We start from the raw sequence: 12,631 nt of genomic DNA, 5'->3' as shown, positions 1-12,631 counted from the left end.
AATTTTTAAACTATTAAATTTTGGTACTCCACAGCAACCTTATCCAGTGCATATCTTTTATATACATCCTGTTTAATTGCAGCAAAATCCCATCTTTTAGAGCATGCTGTTAATACTTGATTTTTGAAGCCTTGTAAATCTCCCTGTTCTACAATAAAGCCATTAAATCCATTCCGGAGAAGACCTGACAATCCGCCTACGCGAAAAGTAACAACGGGTATTCCCACAGATAAAGATTCTAAAACCACATTTGGAAATCCTTCTGTAAAAGAACTTAACACCATTAGGTCATGCTCCAAAATGATTTTAGCCACATTCGTAATCTGTCCCATAAACACAACTCTATGATTCAGTTTAAGTAATTCTACTTTGCTAAGAATATCACCTTTTAATCCCCCATCACCTACAATGGTTAGCGAATAATTTTCAGGAAGTTCTTTTATAATATCCAATAAACGATCAATACCTTTCTCCTTAGAAAGCCGGGCAACAATTATCAACCTTTTTTTTGACGGGGAATGATATTCTTCTTTAATTAATCCTGTATACAAAACTGGATTAGGTATAACAATTAATTTACCTGGATTTACCTTATACTCTTTAATAACTGACTGCATCATTTCATCAGATTGGCAAACAATGATGTCAAACCTGTGATAAGAAATACGAGTAAAAATATTCCAGAATCTGGTTTTTCGTCCATCAAACTTTTTCATTTGATCTGGAATATTAGATGCCCGTGCTATCAGATTTGGAACACTAATAAATAATGACACCAGTGACACCAAAATATTAATATGACCAGTAGTGGAAAAAATAGCAAAAGGCTTCTCTTTCTTTAAAAATTTATATAAAGCAAAGAATGAAAGTGAGGCTTTTCTGGTTTTTAAATCCACAAAATTTACCCCATCAATATCTGTAGAAAAGCATTTGTCTTCAGAATTTAAAAAAACGATAGTAATATCGTAAAGGGATTTATCAAAACGTTGTGCCAGCAACCAGAATACACGCTCAGCTCCCCCTGCTCCTAGAGAAGCCACAATAAAAAAGATTTTATTTTTGATTGTTCCTTGCGTCATAACCTGTATATCATTAACTAAGAATGATTTTATTAATCGTTAGGTAAATAATTTTAAGATCAATCCATAAATCATTATTCTTGATGTACTTCATGTTTTGATTAATTTTTAAAGGAATTAATTCCTTTATATAAAAATTCTCTGGATCATTAGATTTGGCCAAAAGTTCACATTCATTCGAAAATTCAATCGATGCCAAGTCAGTAATTCCAGGTTTAACAGAAAGAACCATTATTTGCTCATCGTTATAAAGATTTACATATTTACGAACCTCGGGACGTGGACCAACAAAACTCATATGGCCCTTTAAAACATTAAATAACTGAGGTAGTTCATCAAGTTTATACTTTCTTAACCAATATCCTAATTTTGTAATACGAACATCGTGATTACCTAAAGTAAGTAGCAACTGATCGTGCTGGTGCACATACATTGTTCTAAATTTAAGCATCGGAAAATCTTCTACATTCTTTCCTACTCTAATCTGTCGATAGAATATCCCTCCTTTCGAATCTAAAAGTATGAGTATAGAAATTATGACAAAAACAGGACTAAGTACAATTAGACCAAATAGGGCTAATAGAATATCAAATATGCGTTTGCTGTCCATAATCAGAAAAATTTGGTAATATATTCAGTTTTAAATCTTCCTTAATTCTATTTTTAGGCTGTAATTTTCTTGGTTTATTTAATTGGATTTGCACAGTTGCAATGACCGATTCAATAACAAATTGTATTTCATTATCTGAGAGCTGCGGATAAATAGGCAAAGAAATCTCACAGGAATATTGCTTATAGGCTACTGGATAATCTTTTATTTTATACCCAATACTTTTAAAATAAGTAAGCATGGGCATCGGTATAAAATGCACGTTGGCCGCTACACCTAGCTGAGCCAGATCGTCTATGATTTGATCCCGTTGTGCTTCGGAAATCCCCATTATTCTTAACGGAAACAAATGGTATGAGGTTTCTCTATTATCATCTTGCAGTGGAGGTTTTATAAACCAATTCATTTGCTCTAGACCTTTACAATATTTTGAAGCAATTTCTTTCCGCCGAGGTAATAATTCATTAATGTATTTTTTTATTTGTGCCAAACCAACAGCAGCACATATATCTGGCATATTAATTTTTAATCCTTGAAATAGAATGTCATAACGCCATCCTCCTCCTTTTGATTTAGCCAAAGCATCTTTACTTTGTCCATTAAGCGTATATTTCTTTAGAAATTCATACTCTGTCAATGCGCTAAACCTAGGTGGAAGATTTAAACAAACGCATCCCCCTTCAGCTGTAGTAATATTTTTTACTGCATGAAATGAAAATATAGTGATATCACTCATTTTAGCCGAAGCCAAACCGTTATAAGTTGCACCAATAGAATGTGCTGCATCTGACACCAATAAGATACGCCCTAAAAGTTGTTGCTTCTCGGATTCTGCAGTAAACATATTTATTACCTCCGATTCCCTAATAATAGTGTTTAGCTCCACATAATTACATGGCCATCCGGAAATATCAACAGCTATTATAGCCTTCGTTTTAGACGTTATGGCTTTTTTCACCTTTTTAGGATCTATACAAAAATCATCACTAACATCTACCATTATAGGAGTAGCACCACAATGCAAAACACTTAAGGCTGTTGCACAATACGTATAAGCAGGGATAATTACTTCATCCCCTGGTTTTACTCCAAACCATTTTAACATCATTATTGCTCCGGATGTCCAGGAATTAACACAAATTGCCACATCTGAATTCGTAAGTTCAACTATTTCTTGTTCCAAAGCTTTAACTTTAGGACCAGTTGTAATCCACTTATCTTGAAGTGATTGCAGTACTTGATCAATTACCGATTGATCAATAAACGGGGGTGAGAATGGAATGTTCATAATTTGAGGATTAATTTGTTATATGTCTATTTCTATAAAAGACATGTAAATAAAAATTATAAAAAGGAGGAGGATTGATAGGATTTATGCGTTATGCAATATTAAATCCCTCCATTTTGGAAGAATAATTTCTATTGAATTTATTTGATTGATTAACTTCGCATTGCTTGCTACTCTTACTCTCAGGCTTTCATCAGCTAATAAATTATCCATTGCCGAAGTAAGTTTGCAAATATTATTTGGCTCTATTAGAATCCCGTTTGCTTCATTTTCTATTATTTCTGAGGGCCCAAATTCACAATCCATTGCAATACAAGCACAGCCAAAACTCATCGCTTCTATTAACGTATTTGGATATCCCTCGTTTCTGGATGGAAGCACAAACAGTTCAGCTTGATTATAATAATCCTGTAAATTATCTTTTGGTCCAATAAGCTTTACCCTCTGTTGTATTCCCAAATGTTCAATTTGCTTGGATAGGTTTTCATATTCACTTCCACCACCAACAATTAATAAATCAACATCATCTGCATTAATCTTACTATATGCTTCAATTAGTTGATCAAAGCCTTTAATATAGGAAAGCCTACCAACTCCTAAGATGAATTTTTTAGTATTTACAGGATTAACAGAGGGTGATTTAAATTCATTTAAGGGATTTCTGATAATTTTAAAATTATTTAATCTTTTAAAAGACTTTTGATTTCTAATGCAGTCCCCTATTCCTTTAGCTGGTATTACAATAGCATTGGAATTTTTATATAGGATATATGATATTCTTTTTAAAATGAAGTTATATGAATTAATTGTGTGATCAGGTGTAGTCCGCTCTGAAACTATATAAGGTGTTTTAATTAAAGAACAAATTAAACCGCTCCATAAATTTGCGGTAGTCATAAAAGAAATAACACATGTTGGCTTTTCTTTAATAACTAATTTGAATAATCGTAAAAAAATTAATAATGCATATTTAATACGATTAAATATATTTTCTTCTTCCCTCTCATCTAATAAATTAATAATCTTTACATGAGGCAAAATTTGATACTCTGGTTCGGCTTTATTGAGACAAATTATAAAAACGTTAAATCCTTGTTTACTAAATTCATTGGCAAGTATGGACAATACTCTTTCTGCACCTCCAATTTGAAGGTTATTAATCACAAAGAACAACTTGTTTAACATACCTAAATGCCTTCTGGAAAAAATCAATGAACAAATTATTTATCAGCCTAAGCCCAACAATTAAAAGCATATAAAAAATCTTCTTAGAATGAAAGAATGCTTTTAGCTTAAAAAAATAAGAAATAGCAGCGTGTATTATCTTCGAAAAAAAAGTATTTATTGGGAACCTTTTTTTTTGTAAAACCCAAATTCCTGATACCATTTAGACAACACATATATTCTCCAAATAAAAGTAGAATAGTCATGCTTACCATCTAAATGTTTTTTAAAAATATCTTTAAATCTAGCAGTGTTTAAACCGGGAATCTGATGTAAAAAATCATCTGTTATATTTTTTTCAAATTCACTACGTAGTTCATTTCTTATCCAACTTGCTAAGGGTACAGCAAAACCTCTTTTGGGTTGGTCAAATATATTTTCAGGAATATACTCTTTCAGAATATCTTTTAATATTTTTTTTCTCCTGCCTTTTTCAAAACGGTATGATACAGGAAGTGTTCTTGCAAACTCAATGATATTATAGTCTAGAAAGGGGCTTCTGACTTCTACTGAATGAGCCATGCTAGCACGATCTACCTTTACATTACTATCGTTTTCTAACCACAATTTAATATTTAAATCGGCCGTTGCCTGCAATAAATCTTTCGTCCATGTCTTGTAACCATTATAATGGGATAACCAATTAAAATTCCTCTTCCTTAAAAGAGAATCATAACCAACAAATATACCAGCAATAAAATCATATTTTGAAGCGGTATTGAGTATTCCTTTATAAGTGTATGTTCTGGAACCCAAATAATTAACACTCAACAATCTGGCAACCATTTTCCGCAAAAAATAGGGCACAAAAGTAATCTTATCCGCGTAAGACACAAGTCTAAAATGGTTGTATCCAAAAAAACTTTCATCACCACCATCTCCTGACAAGACCATCGTAACAGATTGTTTTGTGACTTTATTTAACAATAAAGAAGGCAATGCAGAGCTGTCTGCAAAAGGTTCATCAAATACTTTTACCAATTGAGGAATCATTTCCAAAATATCTGATACTTTACAAATTGTTTCTGTATGTTCCGAACCTATTATTTTTGCATATTGAGCAGCTACTTTACTTTCATCATAGTCCGGATCCTCGAATCCTATAGAAAATGTTTTAATAGGATTCTTTGAAATCCTTGAAGCAATACTGGACACTAAAGCAGAATCTATTCCTCCCGAAAGAAAAGATCCAAAAGGCACATCCGATTGTAATCGAATTTTTACGGCATCTTTTAACAGATCGTGCAATTTGTCCTTGGCCTCTTCATAAGTTAATTCTACTTCGGTTATCTCCTTCAGATTCCAATATTCTTTAACACTACATGTCTTTTTATCTAAATCAATTTCCAAATTATTACCTGGAGGTAATTTGTAGACATTTTGGTAGATCGTGTACGGACTAGGAATATAACCACAATCCAAATACATCGAAATAGCTTCATTGTTTATTTTTTTGTGCTGACTTATGGGACGTAGTTGACTACAAATCTCTAATTGTCCCTCCTTCCATGAATAATAAAAGGGTTTTACGCCTAAACGATCCCGAGAACAAAATATTTTTCTGGATGTGGCGTCATATATGGCAAACGCAAACATTCCATTTAGCTTAGGCACTAAATCTGCCCCCCATTCTTTATACCCCTTTAATAATACTTCGGTATCGCTGGTCGTATCAAATGTATACCCGAGGTTTGTTAAATCTGTCTTTATCTTTTGGAAATTATAAATTTCACCATTGAACACAATAACGAGATCTTCAAATTTCATAGGCTGATGCGATCGCACATTTAAATCTAAAATAGATAATCGCAAATGACCAAAAGTTAAATCAAATACTTTAGTAATTCCTAAATAATCTGGACCACGAAACTGGATAGATTCCAGTTTTGATTTTACTGTCTCCTCTTCAATTGGAATATTGGTCAAATAAATACCGCACATCTTAAAATGCTTTTATATTGAGAGGATTAGCCTGATATTTAGTAATTGGATAATTTTCTAATTGATTTTGTTCATATTCATTTTTAACCATATCTATTTGAATAAACAACCACATGGAAACAAATAATACTAGGTTATTATCAAAATAATTATGATGGGTAAGCATATACAATACTAATGAAAATGAAACAAGAAAAATTACAGGATGATTATCAAACATTTTAACTCCATTAACTAAAAAAGTTCCATATATCCATAGAAAATACAGAAAAACAAAAAAACCAGCTTCACCAATCACCATTAAAAATGTGTTGTGTACACCGTTTTTAATGGTGAAATTATTATCAGGAGGCCCATATACTTCTCCACTAAAAGAATGGTATCCATTACCCAAAATCGGACTTGTTAAAATGTTATTATAATAATGTGCCCAGGTTTCTGTTCGAGAATCTTCCTTTAAATCATCATTGACTTTTCCTTCAAGTATTCCCGAATATGCCCCCATTCTTTGAATATTTAAATCCAGTTTATCTCCAAATGAAAGTAGCATACCAAATAAAACAACTCCTAATAAAATTTTATAAACATTACTAAAATTAATCAGCAAGGACAGCAAATTCACTAATATCCAGATTAATAAGAAAGTCCTAGAGAAGGTAATAAGGCCGGCAATTGAAAACAATATTTGCCCTAATATTTTTAATTTTTTATTGCCTATTGAGAAACTTAGTGAATATCCTAAAATACATGCATAACCTGCAGCATTAGGATTTAAATAAAATCCTCTGTATCGACCACCAATTCCTTCTATAAAAATAGATTCAAGAATTATACTTAAACTACCCAATAAAAGCACTTTGAATATATCATCTTTTGTGGTATCAGTTACTATACTGACCCCCATAACAATTAAAATAAAGTATTTAAAAAATGCAACCAAAAATCCATCGCCGTTTTGAAAACTGACTAATATTGAAACTAAAAAGTATAAAAATCCTAATACAATAAATGGAATTATTGGTTTTTTATTCGCACTAAAGTAGTAATATACAATTATGAGTAGGTAGGTACCGTAGCTTAAAAGCTGACCAACTGCAGCATTAGCATTAATCAAAAAATAGCTAGGAAGATTGCAGAAAACTAAGAATAAAATAATAATCTTAAGAAATTTCATATCGAAAATTATTTTGATTTATAACTAAATTCTTATAGCGAATTACAATATAGTTTTTATTGTAATAAAGGCATTTTGTAAACTATGACCTCTAGCTTCAAACAGAAAGTATTTTTTTAGATAATAGAAAAGGAGTTTGATTTTCTGAACTCTAGAATATTTAAATATTTTAAGGATCAAATTCAAATCATCAAGTGTTTTTTGCTTTATACCTTTTACTTTTAATGTACTCCAAATCCCCCCTTTATGTTGTCTATAACAACACATTATTTCGGGTAATACATAAATTTTCTTTCCAGTAGTGAATGTTAAATACAACTTAAATAACCTATCAGGAGCATTAAAATCAAAATACCAATCTGCTGCATAAACTTCTTTAACTTTGGGTATATTTCTGAAAAGTAGTGAATTGAGCACTGTTTCAAAATCATTATCGAATAATATATCTTCAAACGAATAAATTATTGGTTTAGGATTTAAATTCATATAATATATTTCGTTATCTTCTTTAATCCTTTTCGTGTAATGACAACATATAACATACTCAGGGTTCTGTTCTAAAAAATCGACCTGTTTTTGCAGTTTTAAAGGATCTGTCCAATAGTCATCTCCATCGCATTGAGTCAAATATTTCCCCCTCACTTCTTTATTTACCCTTAACGAATTTTTGTGGACCCCCACATTTGATTCCGAGGTAATTAACTTTATTTTATCTGGATATTTTAACACATATTCATCTACAATTTTTCTAGTGTTATCTGTAGAACAATCTTCTCCAATAATAATCTCAAACTTAAACGTAGTTTGTTGCATTAAGTAACCCTCAATAGCTTGTGCTATATACTTTTCATGATTGTAAGTTATACAGCAGATACTAACCATCACTTCAGATTCAATAGTTTCCATAGCTAATTTATTTTTTTTTCATGACCATTTATAGATACTTCTATTCGATTGGCAATCAAACCTCCAAAATCTTTTTGCTTAGTTGAGTTTCTCACAGGATATTGCTGTACACGCAATAATATCCGTGAAATCATATCCAGATCAGGGATGGTTAGCGAATCATACAGCGGTAAACAAAGTATTCTCTTCACCACAGAATCACATACGGGCATGCTTTTATGATTTACAAACGGTAATGTAGCCAAAGAAGGAAAAAAATACCTTCTGCAATATATTCCGGACAATTCTAGTTTAGTCATACAAGCATGCATAAGTTCTTCTGAATCAAAAAGAATTGGACAATAGGCATAATTATAATCGCGATCAGAATCAAGTGATTGAAATTTTACTTTTAATCTTTTCAGATTCTCTCTATAATGTAGCGATAATAATTTCCTCCTTTCCAAAATAGCATCAACATGCATAAGGTTACATAATCCCATAGCTGCATGAAATTCTGAGTTTTTTGCATTAATCCCAACCAAAGAAAAAGTATCCGGTCCACAGTATCCAAAATTTCGTATGAACGCCATTTTCTCTAATAACTCTGGATTTTTCGTAAAAACAGCCCCACCTTCAATGGTATGAAATAATTTAGTAGCATGAAAACTTGTCGTACTGATATCTCCATATTCGAAAACAGATTTGTTTTTATATTTTGTACCGAAACAATGAGCGGCATCATATATTACTTTTAAACCATATTTGTCGGCAATATTTTGTATTGCATCAATATTACACGGATTACCGTAAACATGGGTTGCCAGTATAGCTGAAGTTTTAGAGGTAATTGCTTCCTCGATTTTATCAGGATCAATATTAAAAGTTTCCGGATCAATATCCACATATACTGGTTCACATTCCTGCCATAAAATACTATTAGTAGTAGCGACAAAAGAGAATGGAGTCGTAATAATTTCTCCTTTCAATTCCAATGCTTTAATAGCGATTTGAAGAGCTGTAGTACCGTTGGTTACATAAAGTAAATAATCCAGATTCAGATAATTCTTAAGCTTAAGTTCCAAATCATTAACTAAAGGTCCATTATTGGTTAGCCATTGGCGATCCCAAATACTTCTTATATAGTTTTCAAACTCCTCCACTTTAGGAAGATATGGTTTAGTTACTGGTATCATTTTTTTAGAATTAATTGTTTAAAGTCTGTTATTGCCGTTAGGTTTAAAATATTGCTTAAGCTTAAATAAGTAAAGCCGTAAAACAGAGCACTCATAATAATCCGTGTCAGATCGTTAATATTAAAAGAAGTCACTAAAAAATAATTAAGAAAATAAACTGAAATACCAATTATGGCTGACAAGATTATGGTCGGTAAAACATCGAATATCTGTTCTTTGACTGAATAATTAATGAGCTTTCCGCTATAGATTGAGTTGATGTAAAACCCAATTAGATTAAAGGATAATTGAAAATATAAAAGACCGTAAATCCCAAATGGAATTACACTCAAAATTCCTATTACACTTATGATCTTCTTTATAATTTCCAGTTTTAAAAACAAATCACTGCGTCCTTTAACCTTTAAAATATTCAAATTATAGGCATGAAGAGGATACATTATCCCTGCAACACAAAGTATTTGAAAATAAGGAACTGCTGGCAACCATTTATCGGTTAATAAAAACCTAAATAAGGGTTGGGCAGTTGAACACATAAAAATCAGTATAGGAGCATTCCAAAAAATAACCTGCTGCATTACCTTTTTATTCACTCGTTTTAGTTGTTCATTATCATTGGATATTTCCGCAAACATCGGATAAGTTACTTTATTAACAGCTGCTGAAATATTTGAGGTTGGTAGTTGACTGATAGATTCGGCCCGTGAATAATATCCTAATTGCGTAGCTGAATAAAATTTACCGATAATAAGTGTATATATATTTTGATAAAGTGTGTCCAGTATTCCCGAAAGGGCCATTTTATAACCAAAATGAAAATGAAGGTTAAAACTTTTCTTATCAAATATCCAGGAAGGACGCCAATCTGAATATTTCCAATGAAATATGGTTATCAAAAATGTGGTAAATAAACTCATCCATACTAGACTCCATACCCCATATCCAGCTTGAGCAAGTAGAACTCCTAAAATGCCACCCACAAAAGAAGAAGGAATTTGTATGTTTGTTTGTGTTTTAAACCTCATTTCTTTGACAAGAAGGGTACTTTGAATACCAAATAAAGCATTTAAAATAAATATCAGACTGTATACACGAATGATACTTGTCAAAATTTTCTGATCGTAAAACGAGGAAATAAGGGGTGCACAAAAAAATAAAATAATATAAAGAATTGTACTACCTATCAAATTAAAATAAAAAACAGTAGAAAAATCTTTTTGATTAGCATCAGTTGTACGTATGAGCGAAGAAGTAAGGCCACTGTCTAATAATGAATTTCCGATGGATATAAACACGGATAACATAGCTATAAGCCCAAATTCTTCAGGTTTTAAAATACGGGCAAGAATTATGGTTATAAAAAAACTAACTAATTTCGAACCAAATTGCTGTCCTACCGACCATAGTACACCAGAGATGGTCCTATCCTTTAAAGTCATTGTTATAAACGTGCACTTACCATCGTATCTGGCAAGACTGATTTTATGTCGTAAACGATTGTATTTTCTTTGCAGAGATTTGTAAGGTCGAGCTCTTTAAATTCTTGATGGGCAACCGCTATTAAAATTGCATCGTATTTTCTTCTTTTCGATTCACCATTCTGACAAATCACTCCATATTCATGTTTAACTTCGTCTGAATTGGCCCAAGGATCATGAATACATACCTTTACTTTATATTCTTCTAGCTTCCTAACTATGTCGATAACCTTTGTATTTCTTACATCGGGACAATTTTCTTTAAATGTAAATCCTAAAACCAGTACTTCCGAATCTACAATGTGCATCCCGTTATAAATCATTTGTTTAATAAGCTGATCTGCTACGTACGAACCCATACCATCGTTTACACGGCGGCCTGCCAGAATAATTTCAGGATGATAACCGACTTCCTGCGCTTTCTGTGCAAGGTAATACGGATCAACCCCTATACAATGTCCTCCCACCAGACCTGGTCTAAAATTCAAAAAATTCCACTTTGTACCTGCAGCATTAAGCACTTCGGTAGTATCTATACCCAGCCTGTTAAAAATCATCGCTAATTCATTAACAAATGCAATATTTATATCTCGTTGTGCATTTTCTATAATCTTTGCTGCTTCTGCAACTTTAATTGAAGACGCTTTGAACGTTCCAGCACCAATAACAGATTTATATAGATTATCTATCTTCTCAGCAATTTCTGGAGTAGATCCTGAGGTAATCTTTAATATATTGGCTACCGTATGTTCTTTATCTCCTGGGTTTATCCGTTCTGGTGAATATCCTACAAAAAAATCTTCGTTGTAAATAAGCCCAGAATTTCCGGCTAAAACGGGAACACATTCGTCTTCTGTTACACCTGGATACACCGTCGATTCATAAACAACAGTATCCCCTTTTTTCAAAACTCCGGCAACCAAAGCACTTGCCTTAATTAATGGGGTCAAATCTGGCCTATTATTTTTATCAACAGGTGTTGGGACTGTAATAATGAAAACTGTACAAGTATTTAATTTTTTTGAATCATTAGTACAATACAATCCTTTTCCAGAAATGAAATCAGAGCTAAGTACATTTTTTAATTCTTCTTCACTAATTTCTAAAGTCCCATCCTTACCTAACATGAGTTCTTTCACCCGATGTTCTAAGATATCAAAACCAATAACTTTATACTTTTTTGCAAACTCAACCGCAAGTGGAAGTCCAACATAACCAAGACCTACTATAGCAATTTTTTCAGAAACTAGCTTGTACATAAAACTGTATTTAAAGGTGTCACTTTTGTAAGTTGATTAATCTCTATGCGAGTAACTAATGCGCAATCTAAATGGTCAATAGTCATTAGTACTGTTTTACCTTTTATCTTGATAACCTCTCCTTCTTGATTGTAAAACAATCCACTTCTAATTCTCACTTTATCTCCAGTAGAGATTTCATTAAGATGTATTATTTCAAGATTATTGTATGTTTCTACAATTTCTCTAAGCTTTTCAATTTCGGACTCCTTTATAATTGCAGGTTTGCCCATAAAATAAATGAAATTTACTACTCCAAATGTATTTCTGACATTTGTATGGTATCTATCATCTATTTTAACAAAAACATAACCCGTAAAAAGGGGAATACTGACTTTCTTTTTTCTGTCTGCCCATTGATTCTCGGTTGTTATTAAAGGATGTACGTCTTCAAACTAAATTAGACACATTAGGATGAAACCTTAAGGAGACTTTCGAGTTATAAATTTATTAATTTT

Annotated in this window: 11 protein-coding genes; all 11 read right to left on the bottom strand. The window is 32.1% G+C overall.

Annotation, left to right across the window (positions count from 1 at the left end):
- Positions 1–5 precede the first annotated feature (5 nt).
- Positions 6–1,079, bottom strand: coding sequence for a glycosyltransferase (locus ACFRAE_RS16455; protein ID WP_422798266.1), 1,074 nt, complete (start codon positions 1,077–1,079; stop codon positions 6–8).
- A gap of 13 nt (positions 1,080–1,092) precedes the next feature.
- The gene (locus ACFRAE_RS16450; protein WP_422798265.1) at positions 1,093–1,689 is read right to left on the bottom strand and encodes a sugar transferase; all 597 of its coding nucleotides are present in this window, start codon (positions 1,687–1,689) and stop codon (positions 1,093–1,095) included.
- Positions 1,667–2,977, bottom strand: coding sequence for a DegT/DnrJ/EryC1/StrS family aminotransferase (locus ACFRAE_RS16445; RefSeq protein ID WP_422798264.1), 1,311 nt, complete (start codon positions 2,975–2,977; stop codon positions 1,667–1,669). Before ACFRAE_RS16445 ends, ACFRAE_RS16450 begins: the two co-directional genes overlap by 23 nt.
- 84 nt (positions 2,978–3,061) lie before the next feature.
- Positions 3,062–4,162 (bottom strand): glycosyltransferase, encoded by a 1,101-nt coding sequence (locus tag ACFRAE_RS16440; protein ID WP_422798263.1) that lies wholly within the window; start codon positions 4,160–4,162, stop codon positions 3,062–3,064.
- Between the two features lie 156 nt (positions 4,163–4,318).
- Complete coding sequence (gene asnB / locus ACFRAE_RS16435; protein WP_422798262.1) at positions 4,319–6,142, bottom strand: asparagine synthase (glutamine-hydrolyzing); 1,824 nt, start codon at positions 6,140–6,142, stop codon at positions 4,319–4,321.
- A gap of 1 nt (position 6,143) precedes the next feature.
- Positions 6,144–7,316, bottom strand: coding sequence for an O-antigen ligase family protein (locus tag ACFRAE_RS16430; RefSeq protein ID WP_422798261.1), 1,173 nt, complete (start codon positions 7,314–7,316; stop codon positions 6,144–6,146).
- Positions 7,317–7,358: 42 nt separating this feature from the next.
- Positions 7,359–8,222, bottom strand: coding sequence for a glycosyltransferase family 2 protein (locus ACFRAE_RS16425; protein WP_422798260.1), 864 nt, complete (start codon positions 8,220–8,222; stop codon positions 7,359–7,361).
- A gap of 2 nt (positions 8,223–8,224) precedes the next feature.
- Positions 8,225–9,397 carry a DegT/DnrJ/EryC1/StrS family aminotransferase gene (locus tag ACFRAE_RS16420; protein ID WP_422798259.1) on the bottom strand — a complete coding sequence of 391 codons (1,173 nt, stop codon included), beginning with the start codon at positions 9,395–9,397 and terminating at the stop codon, positions 8,225–8,227.
- A complete protein-coding gene (locus ACFRAE_RS16415) occupies positions 9,394–10,836 on the bottom strand; it encodes a lipopolysaccharide biosynthesis protein (protein WP_422798258.1) in 1,443 nt (480 codons plus the stop codon). Before ACFRAE_RS16415 ends, ACFRAE_RS16420 begins: the two co-directional genes overlap by 4 nt.
- 2 nt (positions 10,837–10,838) lie before the next feature.
- The gene (locus ACFRAE_RS16410; protein ID WP_422798257.1) at positions 10,839–12,134 is read right to left on the bottom strand and encodes a nucleotide sugar dehydrogenase; all 1,296 of its coding nucleotides are present in this window, start codon (positions 12,132–12,134) and stop codon (positions 10,839–10,841) included.
- Entirely contained in the window at positions 12,122–12,547 is a 426-nt protein-coding gene (locus tag ACFRAE_RS16405) for a transcription termination/antitermination NusG family protein (protein WP_422798289.1), read from the bottom strand. Before ACFRAE_RS16405 ends, ACFRAE_RS16410 begins: the two co-directional genes overlap by 13 nt.
- Positions 12,548–12,631: the final 84 nt, after the last annotated feature.

Source organism: Sphingobacterium sp. HJSM2_6, from assembly GCF_049316305.1.
GTDB lineage: Bacteria > Bacteroidota > Bacteroidia > Sphingobacteriales > Sphingobacteriaceae > Sphingobacterium.
This window is presented reverse-complemented; position numbering and strand designations above follow the sequence as displayed.